The sequence below is a fragment of the Nocardioides mangrovi genome (assembly GCF_020073815.1).
GTDB lineage: Bacteria > Actinomycetota > Actinomycetes > Propionibacteriales > Nocardioidaceae > Nocardioides > Nocardioides mangrovi.
In genome coordinates, this window is record NZ_JAIQZJ010000001.1 from 398,798 (window position 1) to 419,778 (window position 20,981).

Annotated in this window: 21 protein-coding genes; 10 read left to right on the top strand and 11 right to left on the bottom strand. The window is 70.9% G+C overall.

Annotated features, from left to right (window positions below):
- Nucleotides 1–4 precede the first annotated feature (4 nt).
- The 3 genes from K8U61_RS01835 to K8U61_RS01845 all read left to right on the top strand — a co-directional run bounded on the left by K8U61_RS01835 (nt 5) and on the right by K8U61_RS01845 (nt 2,780).
- Entirely contained in the window at nt 5–316 is a 312-nt protein-coding gene (locus tag K8U61_RS01835) for a DUF3349 domain-containing protein (RefSeq protein ID WP_224121256.1), read from the top strand.
- Nucleotides 317–541: 225 nt separating this feature from the next.
- Entirely contained in the window at nt 542–2,014 is a 1,473-nt protein-coding gene (gene rpsA, locus K8U61_RS01840; protein WP_224121257.1) for a 30S ribosomal protein S1, read from the top strand.
- A 157-nt stretch (nt 2,015–2,171) separates the two neighbouring features.
- The gene (locus tag K8U61_RS01845) at nt 2,172–2,780 is read left to right on the top strand and encodes a VanZ family protein (RefSeq protein ID WP_224121258.1); all 609 of its coding nucleotides are present in this window, start codon (nt 2,172–2,174) and stop codon (nt 2,778–2,780) included.
- Here K8U61_RS01845 and K8U61_RS01850 read toward each other — a convergent pair.
- Complete coding sequence (locus tag K8U61_RS01850) at nt 2,720–2,866, bottom strand: hypothetical protein (protein WP_224121259.1); 147 nt, start codon at nt 2,864–2,866, stop codon at nt 2,720–2,722. The two genes, K8U61_RS01845 and K8U61_RS01850, sit on opposite strands and share 61 nt — an antisense overlap.
- Before the next feature lie 95 nt (nt 2,867–2,961).
- On the opposite strand from K8U61_RS01850, the gene K8U61_RS01855 reads away from it, so the two are divergent.
- Nucleotides 2,962–3,906 (top strand): GlxA family transcriptional regulator, encoded by a 945-nt coding sequence (locus tag K8U61_RS01855; RefSeq protein ID WP_224121260.1) that lies wholly within the window; start codon nt 2,962–2,964, stop codon nt 3,904–3,906.
- Nucleotides 3,903–4,907 carry a GDSL-type esterase/lipase family protein gene (locus K8U61_RS01860; protein WP_224121261.1) on the top strand — a complete coding sequence of 335 codons (1,005 nt, stop codon included), beginning with the start codon at nt 3,903–3,905 and terminating at the stop codon, nt 4,905–4,907. The genes K8U61_RS01855 and K8U61_RS01860 overlap by 4 nt, the downstream gene beginning before the upstream one ends.
- A gap of 16 nt (nt 4,908–4,923) precedes the next feature.
- Here the strand turns inward: K8U61_RS01860 and galE are convergent, their stop codons facing one another.
- The 6 genes from galE to K8U61_RS01890 are packed head-to-tail and all read right to left on the bottom strand — an operon-like array spanning nt 4,924 to nt 10,811.
- Complete coding sequence (galE, locus tag K8U61_RS01865) at nt 4,924–5,952, bottom strand: UDP-glucose 4-epimerase GalE (RefSeq protein WP_224121262.1); 1,029 nt, start codon at nt 5,950–5,952, stop codon at nt 4,924–4,926.
- 6 nt (nt 5,953–5,958) lie between these two features.
- Nucleotides 5,959–6,792, bottom strand: coding sequence for an SDR family NAD(P)-dependent oxidoreductase (locus K8U61_RS01870; RefSeq protein ID WP_224121914.1), 834 nt, complete (start codon nt 6,790–6,792; stop codon nt 5,959–5,961).
- On the bottom strand, nt 6,792–7,958 hold the full coding sequence (locus K8U61_RS01875; protein ID WP_224121263.1) for a radical SAM protein: 1,167 nt from the start codon (nt 7,956–7,958) through the stop codon (nt 6,792–6,794). The genes K8U61_RS01870 and K8U61_RS01875 overlap by 1 nt, the downstream gene beginning before the upstream one ends.
- Nucleotides 7,955–9,148 (bottom strand): glycosyltransferase, encoded by a 1,194-nt coding sequence (locus tag K8U61_RS01880; RefSeq protein WP_224121264.1) that lies wholly within the window; start codon nt 9,146–9,148, stop codon nt 7,955–7,957. Before K8U61_RS01880 ends, K8U61_RS01875 begins: the two co-directional genes overlap by 4 nt.
- A complete protein-coding gene (locus K8U61_RS01885; RefSeq protein WP_224121265.1) occupies nt 9,145–10,239 on the bottom strand; it encodes a UDP-N-acetyl glucosamine 2-epimerase in 1,095 nt (364 codons plus the stop codon). The genes K8U61_RS01880 and K8U61_RS01885 overlap by 4 nt, the downstream gene beginning before the upstream one ends.
- Nucleotides 10,240–10,247: 8 nt before the next feature.
- A complete protein-coding gene (locus K8U61_RS01890; protein WP_224121266.1) occupies nt 10,248–10,811 on the bottom strand; it encodes an SGNH/GDSL hydrolase family protein in 564 nt (187 codons plus the stop codon).
- A 179-nt stretch (nt 10,812–10,990) separates the two neighbouring features.
- Between K8U61_RS01890 and K8U61_RS25315 the strand changes: the two genes are divergently transcribed.
- A complete protein-coding gene (locus tag K8U61_RS25315) occupies nt 10,991–12,271 on the top strand; it encodes an O-antigen ligase family protein (RefSeq protein ID WP_224121267.1) in 1,281 nt (426 codons plus the stop codon).
- A 158-nt stretch (nt 12,272–12,429) separates the two neighbouring features.
- On the opposite strand, the gene K8U61_RS01900 is transcribed toward K8U61_RS25315, so the two are convergent.
- Complete coding sequence (locus tag K8U61_RS01900; protein WP_224121268.1) at nt 12,430–13,347, bottom strand: glycosyltransferase family 2 protein; 918 nt, start codon at nt 13,345–13,347, stop codon at nt 12,430–12,432.
- Nucleotides 13,348–13,467: 120 nt separating this feature from the next.
- Between K8U61_RS01900 and K8U61_RS01905 the strand changes: the two genes are divergently transcribed.
- Nucleotides 13,468–14,700 (top strand): glycosyltransferase, encoded by a 1,233-nt coding sequence (locus K8U61_RS01905; RefSeq protein WP_224121269.1) that lies wholly within the window; start codon nt 13,468–13,470, stop codon nt 14,698–14,700.
- A gap of 65 nt (nt 14,701–14,765) precedes the next feature.
- A complete protein-coding gene (locus tag K8U61_RS01910; RefSeq protein WP_224121270.1) occupies nt 14,766–15,260 on the top strand; it encodes a hypothetical protein in 495 nt (164 codons plus the stop codon).
- A gap of 18 nt (nt 15,261–15,278) precedes the next feature.
- Here K8U61_RS01910 and K8U61_RS01915 read toward each other — a convergent pair whose 3' ends face one another.
- The 3 genes from K8U61_RS01915 to K8U61_RS01925 are packed head-to-tail and all read right to left on the bottom strand — an operon-like array spanning nt 15,279 to nt 17,205.
- The gene (locus tag K8U61_RS01915) at nt 15,279–15,674 is read right to left on the bottom strand and encodes a (R)-mandelonitrile lyase (RefSeq protein WP_224121271.1); all 396 of its coding nucleotides are present in this window, start codon (nt 15,672–15,674) and stop codon (nt 15,279–15,281) included.
- On the bottom strand, nt 15,671–16,726 hold the full coding sequence (locus tag K8U61_RS01920; RefSeq protein ID WP_372454164.1) for an NAD(P)-dependent alcohol dehydrogenase: 1,056 nt from the start codon (nt 16,724–16,726) through the stop codon (nt 15,671–15,673). Before K8U61_RS01920 ends, K8U61_RS01915 begins: the two co-directional genes overlap by 4 nt.
- A complete protein-coding gene (locus tag K8U61_RS01925) occupies nt 16,723–17,205 on the bottom strand; it encodes a MerR family transcriptional regulator (RefSeq protein WP_224121272.1) in 483 nt (160 codons plus the stop codon). Before K8U61_RS01925 ends, K8U61_RS01920 begins: the two co-directional genes overlap by 4 nt.
- A 545-nt stretch (nt 17,206–17,750) precedes the next feature.
- On the opposite strand from K8U61_RS01925, the gene K8U61_RS01930 reads away from it, so the two are divergent.
- Nucleotides 17,751–19,370, top strand: a complete 1,620-nt coding sequence (locus tag K8U61_RS01930; RefSeq protein ID WP_224121273.1) for a glycoside hydrolase family protein — start codon at nt 17,751–17,753, stop codon at nt 19,368–19,370.
- 72 nt (nt 19,371–19,442) lie between these two features.
- Nucleotides 19,443–20,939, top strand: a complete 1,497-nt coding sequence (locus tag K8U61_RS01935) for an amidase (RefSeq protein ID WP_224121274.1) — start codon at nt 19,443–19,445, stop codon at nt 20,937–20,939.
- Nucleotides 20,940–20,981: the final 42 nt, after the last annotated feature.

The window sequence follows — 20,981 nt, forward strand, 5'->3', positions numbered from 1 at the left end:
CCCCATGAGCACCGACGAGACCGACCAGAGCACCGGCACCGGCCGCCTGCGCGGCGTCCTCGACTGGCTGCGCGAGGGCTACCCCTCCGGCGTTCCGCCCAAGGACTACATCCCGCTCCTGGCGCTGCTGCGGCGGCGGCTCAGCGAGGACGAGGTCCGGGCCGTCGCGCAGGAGATCGCCTCCCTCGACGGCGCCCAGCCGGCCGACATCGGGGTGCAGATCACGACCATCACCGACGCCCTGCCCAGCCCCGAGGACGTCGCCCGCGTCGAGGCGCACCTCACCGAGCACCACGGGTGGCCCGAGCAGGGATGAGTCCGCGCGGCCCGCGCCGTACCCTGGCCCGGGCCGCCCCGTCCGACCTCGCCTCCCGCCGGTTGGACGGGAGTCGTGCGCCCCGCGTAGTCTTTAAGTTGCGCCGGAGGTCTGCCTGGCTCCCAGACGGAGTGGAACCTCGCTCGCTATCTCTTCTCGAGTGGTGAAACCAGACTCTTCGACGTGCCCGCACGACATCCATCCATCCAAGGACACCTCTTCCTTATGACGAGCACCATCTCCACGCTTCCCGATTACGACGCGCCGCAGGTTGCGGTCAACGACATCGGTTCTGAGGCGGACTTCCTCGCCGCGATCGACGAGACCATCAAGTACTTCAACGACGGTGACATCGTCGACGGCACCATCGTCAAGGTGGACCGCGACGAGGTCCTGCTCGACATCGGCTACAAGACCGAGGGCGTCATCCCCTCGCGCGAGCTGTCGATCAAGCACGACGTGGACCCCAACGAGGTCGTCCAGGTCGGCGACAAGGTCGAGGCCCTGGTCCTCCAGAAGGAGGACAAGGAGGGTCGCCTGATCCTGTCCAAGAAGCGCGCCCAGTACGAGCGCGCCTGGGGCACGATCGAGCAGGTCAAGGAGGAGGACGGCGTCGTCGAGGGCACCGTCATCGAGGTCGTCAAGGGCGGCCTGATCCTCGACATCGGCCTGCGCGGCTTCCTGCCGGCCTCCCTCGTCGAGATGCGCCGCGTCCGCGACCTGCAGCCGTACGTCGGCCAGACGCTCGAGGCGAAGATCATCGAGCTCGACAAGAACCGCAACAACGTCGTGCTCTCGCGTCGTGCGTGGCTCGAGCAGACCCAGTCCGAGGTCCGCCACGGCTTCCTCACCCAGCTCCAGAAGGGCCAGATCCGCAAGGGTGTCGTGTCCTCGATCGTCAACTTCGGTGCGTTCGTGGACCTCGGCGGCGTCGACGGTCTCGTCCACGTCTCGGAGCTGTCCTGGAAGCACATCGACCACCCGTCCGAGGTCGTCGCCGTCGGCGACGAGGTCACCGTCGAGGTGCTCGACGTGGACATGGACCGCGAGCGTGTCTCCCTGTCGCTGAAGGCGACCCAGGAGGACCCGTGGCAGCACTTCGCCCGCACCCACCAGATCGGTCAGATCGTCCCGGGCAAGGTCACCAAGCTGGTGCCGTTCGGTGCGTTCGTCCGCGTCGAGGAGGGCATCGAGGGCCTGGTGCACATCTCGGAGCTCGCCGAGCGTCACGTCGAGATCCCCGAGCAGGTCGTCCAGGTCAACGACGACACCATGGTCAAGATCATCGACATCGACCTCGAGCGTCGCCGGATCTCGCTGTCGCTCAAGCAGGCCAACGAGACCGCGGCCGCCGCGGACGTCGAGGACTTCGACCCCACGCTCTACGGCATGGCGGCGACGTACGACGAGCAGGGCAACTACGTCTACCCCGAGGGCTTCGACCCGGAGACCGGCGAGTGGCTCGAGGGCTACGACGAGCAGCGCGCGACCTGGGAGGACCAGTACGCCAAGGCGCACGCCCGCTGGGAGGCCCACGTCAAGCAGCAGGCCGAGGCCAAGCAGGCCGAGGTCGAGGCCGGCGAGGCCACCTCGTACTCCTCCGGCGGTGCCGGCGAGGACGAGGGCGACCAGGGCGGCTCGCTCGCTTCCGACGAGGCGCTGCAGGCGCTCCGCGAGAAGCTCACCGGCGGTCAGTGACCGCACGGTGATCGGCTGATCACCTGAACAACGCAGAAGGCCCGCCCCGGTTCGCCGGGGCGGGCCTTCTGCGTGTGCGGCCTTGCGGTACCTGCGGCCGAGCCCCCGGCACCTGCGACGGAGGTGGTGGGGCAGCGGCGGCGCCTACGGTCGGACCGTGTCGTCCGGCGAGATCCCCACCCTGCCCGTGCTCGTCCCCGCGACGGCGGTGGCCATCGCGGCCGGGTGGTGGTGGCTGCATCGGCAGGGACGCCTGACGCCGCTGCGGGCCGCGGTCGGCGTCGCGGCGAGCGGGTACGTCGCGGGTGTGCTGGGCCACGTGCTGCTGCCCTTTCCGATCGACACCGACGATCCGTTGCCGTGGCGGGTGTGGCTGCACCTCACGCCGTTCGTCGACGCGGTCGCGGACCCGATCGGGATCGTCCTGAACGTCGCGCTGTTCGTGCCGTTCGGGCTGCTGCTGCCGCTGGTCGCCGGGGTCCGGTCCGCGCGGGCGGTCGCCGTCTGCGGCCTCGTGGTCAGCCTCGGCATCGAGCTCGTCCAGCTCGCCGGCGACCTGACGATCAGTCCGGGGCGGGTGGCCGATGTCGATGACCTGATCGGCAACACCCTGGGCGCGGTGCTGGGCTACGCGGTCTTCTCACTGCTGGTGATGGTGCCGTGGGTGGCCGGCCTCGCGCTGAGAGCGACGTGGCCGGCCACCGCTCAGCGAGCGAGCGGGGAGAGGAAGCGGGTGTCCTCGAAGTGGGAGGCGGGGCGGCGCTGAGGGCCGAGACCGTCGTGACGGATCAGGTGGACGGTCGCGGCGGCGAGAGCGGCGGCGACCACGAGGAGCAGGATCAGGAAGGTCATGGCAGTAATCATGCGCTTCTGAAGATCCCGCCACGAGTGGCAGAAAAGTCAGGGTTCGTTGATTTACTGCCACTTCTGCGGCAGGATCAGATGCCGTGAAGAAGGTGGCCGTGATCGTGCAGGACGGGGCCGAGCCGTTCGGGCTGGGTTCCCTCGTCGAGGTGTGGGGCGAGCCCTACCACCCCGAGGACGACAACCCCGTCTTCGACTTCCGCGTGTGCACGCCGAGGCCGGGCGTCGTGCAGGGCCGCTCCGACTACAACCTGGTCGTCGAGCGAGGCCTGGAGGCGACCGAGGACGCCGACCTGGTCTGCCTGAGCCCGAAGTGGGACTTCCTCGAGCACGACCCGGAGGTGCTCGAGGCGTTGCGCGCGGCGGACGCCCGCGGGGCGACGATCTATGCGCACTGCTCGGGCGTCTTCGAGATCGGCGCCGCCGGGCTGCTCGACGGCCGCGAGTGCACGACGCACTGGCGCTACACCGACCGTCTCGCCGACCTCTACCCGGAGGCGCGGGTCTGCCCCGACGTCCTCTACTGCCACGACGGGAACATCCTCACCGGCGCCGGCGCGGCCGCCGGTATCGACGCCTCGCTCCACCTCGTGCGCGACCACTTCGGCGCCAAGGTCGCCGCGACGACCGCCCGCCGGATCGTCGTACCGCCGCACCGCGACGGGGGACAGGCGCAGTTCATCGCCCGCTCGGTGCCCGACTGCGACGCCGAGACCCTCGGGCCGCTGCTCGAGTGGATCGTGGCCAACCTCGCCGACGACCTGTCGGTCGAGACGCTGGCCCGGCGCAACCACATGTCGGCGCGCACCTTCGCCCGCCGCTTCCGCGCCGAGACCGGCACCACGCCGCACTCCTGGGTCACCCGGCAGCGCGTCCAGGCGGCCGAGGAGCTGCTGGAGCGCACCGACCACTCCGTCGACTGGATCGCCGACGAGGTCGGCTTCGGCAACGCCGCGACCCTGCGCCACCACTTCGCCAAGGTCCGGGGGCTGAGCCCGCAGCAGTACCGCCGCCGGTTCGCGGGGTGATCGCCCGCCTCGCCGGGCTGCTCCTCGTCGTCGCACTGCTGACCGCGTGCGGGGACGACGACCGGCCCGTGCGGGTGCTGATCGTCGGTGACTCGGTCACCCAGGGCTCGGCGGGCGACTGGACGTGGCGCTACCGCCTCTGGCAGCACCTCGAGGACGACGAGGTGGACGTCGACTTCGTCGGGCCCACGGACAAGCTGGCCGGGCCGCCGCCGGGGGAGACCAACGAGGACTACACCGACCCCGACTTCGACCGCGACCACGCGGCCCGCTGGGGCAAGCGCTTCGCCGACCCCGACTGGCCGATCGGCGACCTCGTCGAGGCCTACCACCCCGACGTGGTCGTCGAGCTGCTCGGCGTCAACGACCTCATCACCGGGATCGCCCCCGACCAGGTCCTCGACGAGGCCGGGGACTTCGTGTCCGACGCCCAGGCGGCCGACCCCGGCGTCGACGTCGTGCTCGGCCAGCTCTCGCAGTCGTGGATCGCCGGCGTCCCGGCGTACGACGACGGGCTGGCCGCCCTCGCCGAGCGGGGCAGCACCGACGACTCCCGGGTCGTCGTCGCGCAGGCGCCCGCGGACTACGTCGAGGACGTCGACACCTGGGACCCGGCCCACCCCTCGGCCCAGGGGGAGGTGAAGATCGCCGCCTCGGTCGCCGATGCCCTGGCGGGGCTCGGCATCGGCGACGACTACCCGCGGCCGCTGCCGGCCGTGGAGCCGGTGCCGCTGGAGTCGGGCGAGCTGACCGGCGCACCCGCGCCGGGGGCAGCCGTCCTGACCTGGACGCTGCCGCCCGGCGCGACCACCACGATCGTGTGGGTCCGCGACGTCACGACCGGCGAGGACTGGCAGCGCCGGCCGTACGGCGTGGCCGGCACGACCTTCACCGACCAGGGGCTGCCGCCCGGCCACACCTTCGACTACCGCATCCAGTCCGGCAAGGGCAGCCAGGTGTCCGCGGACTACTCGAACGTGGTGCAGGTGACGCCGAGCTAGCCGGCGGTGGCAGGGGCTACGGCGGTCCGACCTCTGCCGTCCGCCGATCCGACAGGTCGCGGAGCACCTGGGGTCGCCGGGCGAGCCAGGCGAGCGTGTCGACGATCCCCTGCTCGAGGCTGTGTCGCGGGACCCAGCCGAGCAGGTGCTGCGCCCGGTCGCTGCGGCTGAACGCGCCCGCCACATCGCCGGGACGACGAGGAGCGATCGCGACCTCGACGGGTTGCCCGACAACCGTCTCGACGGCCGCGACCAGCTCCCTGACGGTCGTGCCCCGCCCGGTGCCCAGGTTGATGGCTGCGCAGCGTTCGCCCGCGAGGGCGGCGTCGAAGCGGGTGATGGCGTCGAGGTGCGCTCTCGCCAGGTCCCACACGTGCACGTAGTCCCGGATCCCCGTGCCGTCCCGGGTCGGGTAGTCGGTGCCGGTGATCGAGAAGGGCCTGCCCTGCCGGGAGAGCTGGATGAGACGCCCCAGGGCGTGCGTCGGCTCCGGCACCTGCACTCCGGTGCGGAGCCGCGGATCGGCGCCGATGGGGTTGAAGTAGCGCAGGGAGATCACTTGGAGCGGCGTCGCAGCCGCGACGTCGCGCAGCATCCCCTCGACCACCGCCTTGGTCCGCGCGTAGGGACTCTGGGGGGAGATCGCCGAGTCCTCGTCGACGCTGAAGTCGCCGCCGGGCTCGTAGATGGCGGCCGAGCTGCTGAAGAGGAGCCGGCGGCACCCGACTTCGACGAGGGTGTCGAGGAGGCGCAGGGTCTCCACGACGTTCGCCTCGTAGTAGCGCATCGGCTCGCACACCGAGTCGGGAACAACGACGAGCGCCGCGCAGTGGACGACGGCGTGGATGTCAGGGTGGTGGGCGAAGATCCGTCGTACCAGGTCGGCGTCGGAGACGGAGCCCTCATATGCGGTGCGACCTCGGACGAACTCGCGTCGGCCGGTGACGAAGCTGTCCAGCACGATCGGCTGGTGGCCGCGGTCCTCAGCAGCGGACGCGATGGTGCTCCCGATGAAGCCGGCGCCGCCGGTGATCAGGACCTTCATCGGTCGTCAGCTCCGGAGCCGTACGACGGCCCGCTCGGGCAGCACCCGTCCGAGCAGGACGAGGGTCCGCGCGCGTCCGCCGACCACGTAGCGCGGGCGGGGCCGGGACGAGGTGACCGCGTCGGCGACCACCGCGGCCACCTCCTCGGGGCCGAGACCGCCCACGCCGACGTCCGCGAGCTTCGTGCCCCGCGAGGCCGCGCGTCGGCCGTAGTGGTCGCGCCCATCGGCGGGAAGTGCCGCGGCCCAGTGTGCGTGCGCGTCCCGCTCGTGCTCCCACAACCCGGTGGCGACCGCCCCGGGTTCGATGACCGACACCGAGACGCCCGCATCGGCGAGCTCGAGACGCAGGCTCGAGCTCAGTGCCTCCAGGGCCGCCTTCGAGGCGGCGTAGGGCCCGACGAACCGGCCGGGCATCCGAGCGCTCGTGGAGCCGATGTTGACGACCGTCCCCCGGGACTCGCGCAGGAGCGGGAGGAACGCCTGGACCACCCGGAGGGGCCCGACCACGTTGACGTCGACGAGCCGCTGGAGGTCGGCGGCAGGGACGTACTCCCACGGGCCGGACAGCATCTGACCGGCGTTGTTGACCACGCCGTGGAGGGGTCTCCCACCCAGTTCCTCGCGCACCAGCTCGGCGGCGAGGTGGACCTGGTCGGCGTCGGTGACGTCGAGCGGCAGCGGGGTCACTGCGCCGTCGATCGTCGAGAGAGCCGCTGCGTCCGCCTCGTCGCGGACGCCGGCGAAGGTGTGGAGGCCACGCCCGGCCAGCTGCACCACAGAGGCGCGACCGATGCCGCGCGCGGCGCCGGTGACCACGACCCCGCCCGGGGCAGTCATCACGGGGTGACCACCGGCAGCAGGCGTCGGTGTGGTGGCGGCTCGCCGTCCGGGAGCGGGGTACCGGTCGTCCTGCTCCGTGGGATCACGTACGACCAGGCTGGGTCGACGACCCTCGCGCCGGAGACCGGCACGATGTCCTCGGTCCCGTAGGTGGCGACGTAGCCCTTCCACAGGTGGTCGCAGACGGCGTCGTAGCGGCACTCGCGGCAGGCGGCCGGGCGCTCCTTGCGGAGCATCTCGACGCCGCGGGTGAAGCCGAGGGTCTTGAGCCCGGCTACTCCGTAACCGGCAGCGAACCTCCGGTTCCGCAGGAAGGCGGCTCCGCCGAGCGCCGCAACGTCGAACAGGAACCGCTTGACCGGGCGGTCCGCGTGCCGGAGCTTGTTGCTCCAGTAGTAGTTCCAGTCGTCCGAGTCGAAGCTCTGCTGGTAGAGGTTCATCACGTACTGCTCGTAGCCCACCATGAAGCAGAACGGGATGTACTTCACGCTGACGGGCGGCAGGTGGTGGAGGTGGGCGTCGATCGCCTGCTTGATCGCGGTCGCCGCGTCCGGGTAGGAGATCGCCATGCCCTGATCGACGGCGAGGGCTTGGGCGACCGGGCTGAACACCGCCAGGTGCATGCCGTCGGCCCCGTGCTCGATCAGGTGACCGCAGATCGCCGTGAGGTCCTGGTGGTTCTGGGCGGTCACGGTCGTGCTGGTCCGGCAGCGGACCCCACACTCCTTGACGTTCGCCATCGCCTGCATGATCCGGTCGAAGCTCCCCCTGATCTTGGTGTGCGAGTCGTGCAGCTGGGCGGTGTGGCCGTGGACGGACAGGAGGAAGTCGTTGGCACCCGCCTCGACGAGCGACGCGGTGTAGGGCAGCCGCGACATCTGGATCCCGTTGGAGATCACCGAGACATTGACGAACCCCATGGAGCGGGCGAGTGCGATGAGGTCGGGCAGGTCCTTGCGGATCGTCGGCTCGCCACCCGTGAACTCGACCTCGGTGGCGCCGTGCCGTCGCAGCAACCGCAACCGCTCCACGAGCTCGTCGGTGGTGGGCTCCTCGTTGACCGGGGTGTCCAGCTTCTCCTGGTAGTAGCAGAAGCCGCACCGGGCGTTGCACCGGTAGCCCATCCGGATGTCGCCGCGCTGGGTGATCGGGTGTCCCGTCATGTCCGGGTTCCCTTCAGGTCGGTGGCCCGCAGGCCGGGCCGGTGACGCCGGGCGACCCTGCGGGTGGTGGTGGTCGGGGTCGTGAGCACGGCGGCTGTCGCGCGAGCGATGTGGTCCCAGTCGAAGCGCGGGTCGTCCACCCGCATCGCCTGCACCGACGTCGCGTCCTTCACCGGGAGCCGCAGCAGCCGCGCCAGTCGGTCGGTCAGGTCGTCGAGGTCGCCCACCGCGAAGTACTGGAACGGGGCGAGGTCGAGCTCGACGTGCGCCGGGATGTCCGAGACGAGGACGGGGCACCCGGCGCGGATCGCCTCCAGGACGACGAGGGGGAGTCCCTCGTAGCTCGACGCCATCACCAGGCAGGCCGCACCTCGGTAGACCCGGGCGAGCTGATCGTGTTCGACGTGGCCGGTCACCACGATGCGCGGATCGGCCGCCGCCGCCCGCTCGACGGCCACCGCGTCGGGATCCTCGTCCGAGGCCTCACCACAGAGCACCAGGCGGACGTCGGCGTCGGGGAGGCGCCGGAACGCCTCGACGACGTCCAGCACCCGCTTGTGCTTGGTGATCCGTCCGACCATCAGGACGTACGGCGACGCCGCCGGGACCTCAGCAGGCTCGTCGGGCGCCGGCGGCGCAGCCGACCATGCCGGCATGCCGTTGCCGATCACCACTGCCCCGGCATCGAAGCGCAGGCGCAGGGAGTCCGCGATGTTCCTGGAGACCGCGATGATCGCGGAGGCGCCACGGACGCTCATGCGCTCGCTGACACGGAGCGCCAGGCGGGCCAGCGGACCCCACTTGGTCGCGTCGTAGTCCTGACCGTGGTGGGTGACGACCACTCGCGTGCCGACGATGCGCAGGAGGCCCGCGAAGGCGCCGGGACCGATCCCGTGGATGTGCACCACGTCGGGACGCCGCACCAGGCAGTACGCCGTGCAGATCGCCGCGTGGACGGCCGTCTCGATGCCCTTGCCGGTCGGCGCCCACAGCGGCACGACCGCGACGTCATCGCCCCGACGGGCGGTGGTCGACCCAGGACCGGCGTACCGCGAGCGGACGAGGACCTGCACGTCGAGGCCCAGTGCGGCCAAGCGCGGGTAGAGCTCACGCGCGTGGGTCTCGATGCCTCCCTCGACGTCGTCCAGCCCGCGGAACCCGAAGGCGGCCATCCGGATCGGCGTGGTCATGGGACCGCGACGCTCTGCTCGCTGCGGACGGCCTGGGCGGGGCGCGTTCCGTCGGCCGCCGACATCACGTCGACGATCCGCGCACCCGTTCCGGGAGTGCCGTAGATCGGCGGCCACGACCCGCGACCGGTCTGCGCCGCGGCCTGAGCCGCGCCCACGATGAGGTCGGGGGAGAAGCCGGTGAGCACGTTGGCGCCGTTCGACACCGTCAGGTGACGCTCGGTGTTCTCGCGGATCGTCACACACGGAGTGGCGAGCAGGTAGGCCTCCTCCTGGACGCAGCCACTGTCCGTCAGGACGACGTCGGCGTACCGCTGCAGGGAGAGCGACTCGAACACCCCGACCGGCGGGCGGACCTCCACGTCGCCGAGGACGTCTCTCGCGATGCCGTGCTGCGACATGGCGTCCGCGGTGCGCGGGTGCATGGCGAACACGACGCGCCGCGGACCCTCCGCCAAGGAGGCCAGCGCGCCGAAGACCTGCGTCATCCGGTCCGGGACGTCGGTGAACTCCTTGCGGTGCAGCGTGACGAACACGTAGGGGCTCGTGTCGTCCGGCGGACCGATGCGGTGAGCGAAGTCGTGGAGCAGGTCGACGGTCGTGTTCCCGGCGAGGTGCACGGTCCCGCGGATGTTCTCGTTGCGGGCGAGGACGTCCACCTCGTAGGAGGTGTAGGCGAAGAGGTGGTGGGCGATCTCGTCGACCATCATCCGGTTGCGCTCCTCGAGCATGAGCGGATCGCCGGACCGGAGCCCGGCCTCCACGTGGGCGACGGGGAGGTCGATGTACAACGCTGCGATCGCGCCGACCAGGGCTGCGGCGGTGTCGCCGTTCACGATGACGGCGGTGATGCCGTCGCGGCGGAAGCAGTCCTGGAGCCAGTCGATCACGCGCCCCAGCCGGTAGCTGCCGGGGAAGACCCGGCTGGGCTCGTAGCCCATGTCGCGATAGACCTCGTCGCACATGTCCTGCCGCGAGTGCTGACCGGTGTGGAAGACCTCGTACGGCGTGCCCGTGCCCTCGAGGGCCTGGACGATCGAGTAGTTCTTCGCGATCTCCGGTCGCGTGCCTTGGACCACGGCGAGACGCACAGCTGTCCCTAGTGCTCGCGGATCGCGTCGGCGAACGCGCGGGCGACCGCCAGGTTGCCCGACTCGTTGAAGTGCACGGGGTCCGTGTAGCAGTCGGCGGACAGGTCACCGAGCTCGACCAGGACCGTTGAGGGGCGATCGCGCACGATCTTGCGCAGGCTCTCGTTGTAGATCGCGCGCCGCTCGACGGTCTCTGCAGGGAAGAACGCGTGACCGTCGGGCCAGACCGGGGGGATCTCTCCGCAGAAGGTCACCCGGAAGCCGTGGATGCGCAACGCGTCGAGCACCTGCTGGAGGTATTCCTCGAAGATGTCGAGTGGCGTCTCCTCGCCGACGTCGTTCGCGCCGATGAGCACGCACGCGATGTGGACGTCGTGCATCCCCATCAGCTCGGGACCGAGCCGGAACCACAGGTCGCGAGCGGTGTGCCCGTTCGTGCTGAGGTTGAGCGCCTGCCAGACGTAGTGGGTGTCTCGATTCAGCAGCTGGGTGAGATACAGCGGGTAGCAGCCGTAGGTGCGAGCGCCGTAGGTCTGGCTGTCTCCCCAGCACGCGATCTTCTGATAGTCCACGAGACACTCCGCACGGAAGCCGGCGATGGAGGCAAAGCGGTCTTCATGGTGGTTCGCGTCGGTCGTGAGTGGCGCGGTCGTCGGTGATTTCGTCGATATCGGGTAGTCGTCCCCGGAGGCCGCGGATCACGGTGGGACGGGGCTAGCCTGACACCGCAGATCTCGGCCAGGAGTGCGGTGTGGCGATCGTTTCGGGCACGGAACGCCGCGAGCTGCCGGTCCGCGTCACGGACGCGCACGTGGCGGCGCTTCCAGCGTGGCCGGTGTACGTCCTGCTCGGTCCGTTCATGCTCTGGTGGGCGGTGGGCCTCGCGGACCTGGTCTGGGTCGCGATGGCGATCGTGATGGTCGCCTACCTCGCCCTGGTCGACCACCTCGAGGTGCCGCGGGGCTTCGGCGTGTGGATGCTCTTCCTGCTCTGGATGCTGGCCTCGGGCGTCATGCTCGACGCCCGCAACGATGCGATCGAGTTCGTCTACCGGGCCGCGGAGTACGCCGCCGCGACGGTCATCTTCCTCTACGTCTACAACGCCAGGGTCCTGACCGACCGACGGGTCTGCGGGGCGCTGACGGCGTACTGGATCTGGACGCTGGTCGGCGGCGTCCTGGGGCTGCTGCTCCCGACCGGAAGGCTCAAGACCCCGCTGTTCTACCTGCTGCAGCTCATGCCGGGGAACATCGTCGGGATCGACTTCATCAACCAGATGGTGGTGCGTCGGTTCGCCCAGTACAACCCGGACTCCTACCTCGGCATCGCCGCCCGGCCGAGCGCGCCGTTCCTCTACGCCAACAACTGGGGGAGCGTCTACTCGCTGTTGCTGCCCTTCGTCGTGGCGTACCTCCTCCAGGTCCGCGGGACGCTGCGGTTCTGGGCGTTGGCGGTCCTGCTGCCCGCTTCGGCTGTCGTCGCGTTCCTCACCCTCAACCGCGGCATGCTGCTGGGACTGTCGATCGCCGGGGTGTACGTCGCACTCCGGTTGGCCTGGCGCGGACGCCTGGCCGCACTCGTGGTCCTCGTCCTGTGTGCCGTCGCCGCTGCCGTCGTCTTCAACGCGGTCGCCGCAGCGCGGCTCGAGCACCGGGTCGCCGGTGACGACAACAGCACCTCGACCCGGGCCTACCTCTACCACCAGTCGTTGAGCCTGGTCTCGGACTCTCCGGTCTTCGGCTACGGCGTCCCTGTCCAGACCGAGAACCCGGACCAGCCTCCCGTCGGCACCCAGGGGCAGTTCTGGATGCTCCTGGTCTCCAACGGCCCGGTCGCCACCGCGGCGTTCATCGGCTGGTTCCTGATCGCGTTCTGGCAGGCCCGGAAACGGAGCGACGTGGTGTCGGTCGCAGCTGCGACGGTGCTGCTGGTCAGCGTCGTGGAGCTGGCCTACTACGGCGTGGTGCCCTACGGCCTGCCCATCATGATGGTGGCGGCGGCACTCGGGACGAGGCCGCGCGCTGCGAACTAGCGCCGCGGGTGGAAAGTATCTGGATGGTTGCTGCCGTCAGGTGCGTGCCTGGCAGGGCGGCGTCGCGCCGGGCTACCGGGCGTCACTCCAGCGATGTCAACGCAGCCAGGTGCCTGCCATGGCGGCTCGAACCGTTCAACGACTTTTCGCCCGTGGGGCTAGATGCCCTTGCCCCGGCTCTGGGCGATCGCCACGACACGGTCGGCCGACACGAGCCGCAGGGCGACCGCGATGGCCAGCCAGGACCTGCGTTGCGACGGGTCCCTGCGCAGTGACTCGCTCGCCCATCGGATCGCTGCGCGTCGATCACCGGCCGCCGCGCGGGAGAAGGCGATCTTGCCGGCGATCGCCCCGTGCCCACGGGCGTCGCGACGTAGGTCGGGGTGCTTGGCCACGAGGTACTCGAGCCCGGCGGCGTAGGCCTCCCACCGTCCGAGGAAGTAGGACTCTCCGGTCCAGGTCGCCCGGACCAGGGGACGGTTCACCACCGGGATCGGTGCGACCGCCGAGGCGCGGAGGAGGAGGTCCCAGTCCTCGCAGTAGCTGCCCGGGATGTCCTCGTCGACCATGCCGATCGCCCCGGTCAGGGCCTCCTTGCGGAAGAGGAGGCTGCTCGAGTGGAGCCCTGCCAGCCGGTCGCGGAGCAGGTCGGCGTGGGTCACCGGGTCGACGGGGACCAGGCGCTCGTGGCTGCGGCGACCGTCGTCGGCCAGGATCGCGCTGCCGACCAGCGCCGCGTCGGGCGACCGGTCCAGCAGATCCATCTGTGCCGTGAGCTTGCCCGGGAGCCAGTAGTCGTCGTCGTCGAGGAACGCGACGTGGTCGTGCGAGGCGACCTCGATCCCGCTGTTGCGGGCCCCGGCGAGTCCCGGCCGCCGATGGTTCGTGATCACCCGGAGGGAGCGCGTCGGCGGTACGTCGAGCGGCAGGGCCGGTGGGTCGCCGTCGTCGGCCACCACGACGACCTCGACCTGGCCGGCGTACTGCTGCGCGACGACACTGCGCACCGCCCGCAGCGCGAGCCGCGGACGTCGAAAGGTGGGGATCACGGCGGTCACCGCCGGTCGGGCGGTCATCGGGTCCTCTCTGCGGGAGGGATGACGAGCCGAGACGTCGTCCCGTCAGAGGCTAGGAGCGTTCGCGGCGAAGGACTAGCATCCGAACGACCGAGCGTCGACCGGTAGCTGGTTCAGCCCATGGGCACACGGATCCTGCACATCAACAAGTACCTGGACCGCCGCGGCGGCGCCGAGGGCTACATGTACGCCGTCGCAGAGCTCCAGACCGCTCATGGCGCCACGGTCGCCTTCTGGGGGATGGCGTCGCCCGGCCGGCCGCCAGGGGACGGACGATCCGGGCTCGCGCCCTTCATCGAGCTCGAACCGCCGCCGCCCGGCGTCATCCCGCGAGCTCGCGCGGCCGCGCGCACCCTGTGGTCGGAGACTTGCCGGCGGAGCCTCGCGAGGTTCCTCGACGACTTCCAGCCGGATGTCGCCCATGTCCACAACATCTACCACCACCTGTCGCCCTCGATCCTGGCCGCGCTGCGAAGCCACGGCACGCCGGTCGTGATGACGTTGCACGACTACAAGCTCGCCTGCCCGTCGTACCACTTCCTCGCCGGGGACGAGATCTGCACCAAGTGCCTGGACGGACACTTCCGGCACGCTGTCGAGACGCGCTGCAAGGGCTCGCTCAGCAGCAGTGCACTGGTGGCCCTCGAGGCACGACTCCACCGAACGCTCCACCTCTACGACCCCGTCGACGTGTTCATCAGCCCGAGCCGATTCCTGGGGGAGATGATCCGCTCTGCCGGGGTCTACCCCGATCGGCTCGAGCAGCTCGGCTTCCCCGTCGACTCCTCAGCCATCCCCGTCAAGAAGCAGGCCGGGGGACCGGTCGTCTTCGTCGGTCGGCTCTCGCGTGAGAAGGGGGTGGACGTCTTGCTGGACGCGATGGCTCGGCTGCCCGACGCCCGACTCGTCGTGGTGGGTGAGGGACCCCAGCGTCAGGAGCTGGAGCGGCATGCGGCCGAGGTGGCCGGGGGCCGGGTCACCTTCACGGGTCAGGTGGCGCGCACTGAGGCGCTGGCGCTGCTGCGCTCGGCGACCGTCTCCGCCGTACCGTCCCGGTGGCTGGAGAACCTGCCGATGTCGGTGCTCGAGGCGCACTCGAGCGGGGTCCCCGTCGTCGTCAGTGACCTCGGCGGTCTGCCCGAGCTCGTCTCGCCGGAGGTGGACGGGCTCGTGGTCCGCAGCGGTGACGCGGACGCTCTGGCACTCGCGCTGCGCGCGCTGCTCGACGACCCGGACCGCGCGCTGGAGCTGGGCCGCGCGGGCCGACGGCGTGTGGAGTCGTCGGCACGTCCGAGCGACCACGTCGACCGCCTGTCGGCGATCTACCGACGGGCGGCCGCCAGGCCCCGCTGACCGCCGCGACGGCGTACCGTGGTCGGGTGCCACCGGTGCCCCTGCCGCAACGGGCGATCCGTGCAGTGGGCCAGAGCCCCCTCTCGGAGCGACTGGCCGACGCCCAGGCGCTGGTGTACGGCCCGTTGCTCTCCTGGGCCCGGCAGAGCCCGCTGCACACCGATGTCCTCGGCCACTCGGCCCATCCGGCACTCACGGACGTGACGCTCGGCTGCTGGCTCGGCGCGTCCATCCTCGACGCGGCCGGAGGATCCGGGTCGCGGCGCGGCGCCACCACCCTGGTCGGGGTGGGGCTCCTCGCCTCCGTGCCGACCGCCCTCGCCGGAGCTGGCGACTGGGCGGGCATGGTGGGCACGGAGCGGCGGATCGGTGCCGTGCATGCGCTCGGCACCGATGCCGCGACCCTCCTGCTCCTCGGCTCGCTGGTGGCACGTGCTCGTGGCCGGCACGGCTCCGGCGCGAGGCTGGCCGCCGCGGGCAACGCCGTGATGGCCGGCGCGGGGTTGCTCGGCGGTCACCTGGCGCTCAGTCGCGGCACCGCCGATCGGACCTCCGGCTGACGGATTCGCGGCATCCCGCTAGCCGCCGTACTCCTCGTCGGTGACGTGCTCGAGCCAGGTGACGACCTGGCCGTCGGCGTCGGCCTCCTGGATCGCGACATGCGCCATGAAACGGTCGGCCGTGGCGCCGTGCCAGTGCTCCTCGCCCGGCTCGATGTAGACGACGTCACCCGGACGGATCTCGGTGACCTCGCCACCGCGGCGCGCGACGTACCCGATGCCGTCGGTGACGTAGAGCGTCTGGCCCTTCGGGTGGTGGTGCCAGGCGGTGCGGGCGCCGGGGGTGAAGCGCACGTGGGCGCAGGCCACCGCCGACTGGTCGTCCTGGCTGCGGATGCCGTCGATGTAGACGTCGCCGGTGAACCAGTCCGCCGGCCCGCGGCCGGTCTGGCCGGCGCTGCGCGTCACCTTCATGCCGACGCCCCGAGGGTGCTGGTGTCGATGACGAAGCGGTAGCGGACGTCGGAGGCGAGCACCCGCTCGTAGGCCTCGTTGACCTGGTCGGCGGAGATCACCTCGATCTCGGCGCCGAGGCCGTGCTCGGCGCAGAAGTCGAGCATCTCCTGGGTGAGGGCGATGCCGCCGATCGCCGAGCCCGCGAACGAGCGACGGCCGCTGATCAGCGTCATCGCGTTGACCGGGAGCGGCTCCGGCGGGGCGCCGACGTTGACGAGGGTGCCGTCGACGGCGAGCAGCTTGAGGTAGGCGTTGATGTCGATGCTGGCGCTGACCGTGTTGATGATCAGGTCGAAGCGGCTGCGCAGTGCCTTCATCGCCTCCGGGTCGGACGTCGCGACGTAGTCGTCGGCGCCGAGTCGCAGCCCGTCCTCCTGCTTCTTCAGCGACTGCGACAGCACGGTCACCTCGGCGCCGAGGGCGTGGGCGATCTTCACGGCCATGTGGCCGAGGCCGCCGAGGCCGACGACCGCGACCTTCTTGCCAGGCCCGGCGTTCCAGTGGCGGAGCGGGGCGTACGTCGTGATGCCGGCGCACAGCAGCGGCGCGGCGGCCGCGGGGTCGAGCCCGTCGGGCACCGAGACGACGAAGTCGGCGTCGACCACGACGTGGGTGGAGTAGCCGCCCTGCGTGGTGGTGCCGTCGCGGTCGGTGGCGGCGTAGGTGCCGATGGCGCCGTTGAGGCAGTACTGCTCCTCGCCCTTGAGGCAGTTGACGCACTCGCGGCAGGAGTTGACCAGGCAGCCGACGCCGACCCGGTCGCCGACGGCGTGCCTGGTGACACCGTCGCCGACCTCGGTCACGACGCCGACGATCTCGTGGCCCGGGACGACCGGGAAGGGCTGCGGGCCCCAGTCGCCGTTGACGGTGTGGATGTCGGAGTGGCAGATGCCGGCGTACTGGATCTGGATCAGCACGTCGTTGGCGCCGACGTCGCGGCGCTCGATGGTGGTGGGGGCGAGGGGCTGGCCGGCCGCGGGAGCGGCGTAGGCGTGGACCTGCATCGTCACTTGTTCCTCTTCTGGGTCTGCTTGGGGGTCTTGGTGGTCGCGAGCTCGTCGGCGAGCGAGCGGGCCTCGGAGCCGATCAGCTCGGCGCGGGCGTCGTCGCCCGCCTGGACCGCGTGCCAGTAGTCGATCTTCAGCCGCACGTAGCGCTGCCTCAGCGCGATGGCCTCGGCCTCCTGCTCGAGGCGCCGCTGCTGCTCCTGGAGCAGCTCGATCTGGTCACCGGCCGCCTCCGGGCCGAGCGGCCCGTTGGCGACGTACTGACGCATGTCGCCGACCGACATCCCGGTCGCGGCGAGGCAGGCGATCCAGACGAGCTGGTCGAGGTCCTCCTCGTCGTACACCCGGTGCCGGCTGCTCGCCCCGCGGCTGATCGGCGTGATGACCCCGATCTGCTCGTAGTAGCGGAGCGTGCTGGCCGGCAGCCCGGAGAGGGCGGCGGCCTCGGCGATCGTGTAGGTGTTCCGGATCGATGAGCTCACGTCCACGACGCTAGGAACTTCGAGTACTCGAAGTCAAAGGACGCCTGCGTCACGGCGCCGGCAGAACGACGTACAGAAGTCGGTCGGACGCGGCTACGCCCCGCTCGGCTCGTCGCGCGATGTCGACTTCTGTACGTCGTTCTGCGCGTCCACCCGCTCATTCCAGCGGTTCTGCAGGTGATCCATCTGGTCGCCGCCCGCCACGGTCTGCGAGCTGCGCGCAGGACCGATCCACCCACATTGGCACCGCGATCGGACCAGCTGCTCGGAGACATCGCCACTGGCCTTCCGCTCCCGAGGCAGGTACTCCAAGTGACCTCGGTGCTTCAGGGCGAACTGAGGCGATGGCATCCCGAACATGCCGCCATGCTCGCTCCCGTAGCCAGCGGGGGTGCGGCGGGATGACGGGCCGCAAGCCCAAGTTCGGGGAAGTCGGTGGGACGTCTGCGGGTGGGTCTATGCGTGGGCGCTCGCCGGATGGCCCCGGTGACCCATGCCCTCGGGCGTCTGGCGGTAGGACGATCGAGGGTGGAGAGGGGATCCCGATGGACAAGAGCCCGACACACGAGACTCCCTGGAGCGTCGACGACGCGATCACCTTCCTCAACGGTGAGAAGGACAGGGACACCACGACCTGGAAGCAGTTCTGCCTGCGGCTGGCCGCCCGCGCGTACGGCTACGCCTTCAGCAACGTCGTGGACGCCAACGGCGACGGTGACAACGACGTCTCGGACTTCTGGAACACCGCCAAGAAGGAGTTCAAGCACCCCGGCGATCGCAAGCCGCCGGTCGGGGGTCTCGCGATCTTCGGGAACCCTGGCAGGTTCGGGCACATCGCCACCGTGGTCCGGTCCGGTCCGGACGCGGTGATCGTCCTCGCCAACAACGACCTCGACGGCGGCCGGGTGCGGCCGCTCTCGCTGGCCCAGATCGAGGACTCCCTGAACCTGGAGTACCTCGGCTGGTTCGAGCCGAACTTCCCGCTCGGCACGCCCGGCAACCCGCAGGGCCTGCCGGCGAACGGTGCCAGCCAGCGGGTGTTCCACCGCGCCCTCTTCGTCGGCAACACCGACTCCGAGAGCGTCCGGGCCCTCCAGCGCCGGCTCAACGAGGTGCTCGACGCCGGCCTGGAGGTCTCGGGCGCCTACGACGCCGCGACGAAGCGGGCCGTTGCCCGCTTCCAGTCACGGGTGGCGCACTTCTCGGGCGCCGGCGCCGACGGGGCGATGTTCGATCCCGCGTCCGGGTCGGGCGGCGAGCTGACCGCCAAGCTGCTCTTCCCGACGAGGCGGTACGAGGTCCGTGCCGGTGCCGTGCCGAGCTCCGACCACCGGATCGACGACGGCGCCGACGGCCATGCCCAGCCCGACAACGGCGGACTGGTCTCCCGGGTGATGTCGCCCGACCCCGACCAGCCCGCGACGAAGCGGCCGCGCGTCGACCTCGCGCAGCTGGTGCCTGGCCGCAAGAACCAGTCGGTCCGTCAGCTGCAGCACCGGCTCAACCACGTCATCGACGCCGGTCTCGATCTCACCGGCGCGTACGACGACGCCACGGTCGCCGCCGTCCGGGCGTGGCAGCTCTCGATCGGCGACGTCGACGACGCCGACGGGGTGCTCGGACCGAAGCAGTTCGCCGTCCTCTTCCCGCAGCGGCAGTTCACCCGGGCCGGAGCCCCGCCCTCGACCCTGACCCTCAGTCCTCGCGGTGAGGACTTCATCATCGAGTTCGAGGGCTTCAGCTCGACGCTCTACAACGACCAGGCCGGACACTGCACGATCGGAGTCGGGCACCTCGTGCACCTGGGCAACTGTCGCCCGACCGAGGGCGGCCTCGAGAACGGGATCACCCGCGCTCGGGCGACCACGATGCTGCGCAACGACGCGAAGTCGATGATCGACTCGGTGGCCAGCAACGTGAAGGTGCCGCTGACCCAGGCCCAGTTCGACGCGCTCGTCTCCTTCACCTTCAACGTCGGCGTCGGCAACTTCGAGACCTCGACGCTGCTCAAGAAGCTCAACGACGGCCATCCCGAGGCGGTGCCCACCCAGCTCAAGCGGTGGAACAAGGTCACCATCGACGGCCAGAAGGTGGCCTCCGACGGCCTGACCCGTCGCCGGGGTCGCGAGGCGAAGCTCTTCGCGACGGGCGTCTACACGGCCTGACGCCCGCGAGCCGAGCAGCGACCGGTCTGCTCGGCCCTCCCGGTGAGCGTCGTCCGCTCCTACACTCGCGGCGTGAACCTCGACGAGTACCTCGCCGCCGACGCCACCGACCTCGCCGCCCTCGTCGCGGACAAGCAGGTCACCGCGGCCGAGCTGCTGGCCCTGGCGCGACAGCGCGCCGACCAGGTCAACCCGAAGATCAACGCGGTCGTCCGGACGCTGGACGACGAGGCCGACTCACGCGCCGCCGAGCCGCTCACGGGGCCCTTCGCGGGCGTTCCGTTCCTGGTCAAGGACCTCCTCCAGGAGTACGCCGGCTTCCCGACCACCAGCGGCTCCCACGCGCTGGCGAACGACGTCGCCGAGGAGCACGCGGTCGTCACCCAGCGCTTCCTCGACGCCGGCCTGGTCGTCTTCGGCAAGACCAACACCCCCGAGTTCGGGGCGAAGGGCATCACCGAGGACGACCTCCTGGGTCGGGCCCGCAACCCCTGGAACGTCGCGCACACCCCCGGCGGCTCGTCCGGCGGCTCCGGTGCCGCCGTCGCCGCCGGCATCGTCCCGGCAGCGGGTGCGAACGACGGCGGCGGGTCGGTCCGCATCCCCGCCGCCTGCAACGGCCTGGTCGGCCTGAAGCTCAGCCGCGGCTACACGCCGTACGGCCCGCAGACCAGCGAGCCCATGTTCGGCATGGCGACCCAGGGTGTCGTCTCCCGCACCGTCCGCGACAGCGCCGCGCTGGTCGACGCGATCGTCGGCGCGCCGACCCGCTACGCGGCGTACGTCGCCGGCACGCCCGCCCCCTTCCTGCCTGGGCTCGGCGAGGCGCCCGCGCGCCTGCGGATCGGCTTCACCACGTCCTCGGCCATCAACCCCAGCCCGGACCCGGAGGCGATCGCCGCGGTCGAGAGCGCCGCCGCCCTGCTCACCGAGCTCGGCCACGAGGTCGAGGCCGTCGAGGCGCCGCACGACGACGAGGCGCTCGCGCGCGACTTCCTGACCATCTGGTTCGCCCAGCTCTACGGCCAGATCAGCGCGATCAAGACGCGCCTCGGCGCACCCGACAGCGCCTTCGCCGCCGACAGCCTCGCGGTGGCCGAGATCGGCCGCGCCGCCGGCGTCGGCGCGCTCTTCGGCGCGCTGGACAACGCCAACCTGCACATCCGTGCTCTCGAGGACTTCCACCAGCGCTACGACCTGCTGCTCACCCCGACCCTGGCCAAGCCCCCGCTCGAGGTGGGCTCCATCGACACCCCGCCGATGCTGCAGCGCGCCTCGCGGGTCATCGCCAAGGTCCGCGCCGGCAAGCTCCTCAACGCCACCGGCATCCTCGACCAGCTCATCACCGACAACCTCGGCTGGGTGCCCTACACCCAGCTCGCCAACATCACCGGCCGCCCCGCGATCTCCGTGCCTCTGCACTGGACCGCCACCGGCCTGCCCCTGGGCGTCCAGCTCGTCGGCCCCCTCGCCTCCGACGGCCTCCTGCTCCGCCTGGCCGCCCAGCTCGAGCAGGCGCGGCCTTGGTTCCACCGGTACGCCGAGCTCGATCCGGCGTTGACGGCGTAGCCCGAGCACTCTGAGCGGCTCACCCGGACGTCCCCCATCGAC

Coding starts and splice junctions, on each gene's coding strand:
- K8U61_RS01905 (WP_224121269.1), top strand. CDS start 13,468: ATGGGCACACGGATCCTGCACATCAACAAGTACCTGGACCGCCGCGGC.
- K8U61_RS01870 (WP_224121914.1), bottom strand. CDS start 6,792: ATGACTGCCCCGGGCGGGGTCGTGGTCACCGGCGCCGCGCGCGGCATC.
- K8U61_RS01850 (WP_224121259.1), bottom strand. CDS start 2,866: ATGACCTTCCTGATCCTGCTCCTCGTGGTCGCCGCCGCTCTCGCCGCC.
- rpsA (WP_224121257.1), top strand. CDS start 542: ATGACGAGCACCATCTCCACGCTTCCCGATTACGACGCGCCGCAGGTT.
- K8U61_RS01835 (WP_224121256.1), top strand. CDS start 5: ATGAGCACCGACGAGACCGACCAGAGCACCGGCACCGGCCGCCTGCGC.
- galE (WP_224121262.1), bottom strand. CDS start 5,952: ATGAAGGTCCTGATCACCGGCGGCGCCGGCTTCATCGGGAGCACCATC.
- K8U61_RS01880 (WP_224121264.1), bottom strand. CDS start 9,148: ATGACCACGCCGATCCGGATGGCCGCCTTCGGGTTCCGCGGGCTGGAC.
- K8U61_RS01930 (WP_224121273.1), top strand. CDS start 17,751: ATGGACAAGAGCCCGACACACGAGACTCCCTGGAGCGTCGACGACGCG.
- K8U61_RS01875 (WP_224121263.1), bottom strand. CDS start 7,958: ATGACGGGACACCCGATCACCCAGCGCGGCGACATCCGGATGGGCTAC.
- K8U61_RS01900 (WP_224121268.1), bottom strand. CDS start 13,347: ATGACCGCCCGACCGGCGGTGACCGCCGTGATCCCCACCTTTCGACGT.
- K8U61_RS01915 (WP_224121271.1), bottom strand. CDS start 15,674: ATGAAGGTGACGCGCAGCGCCGGCCAGACCGGCCGCGGGCCGGCGGAC.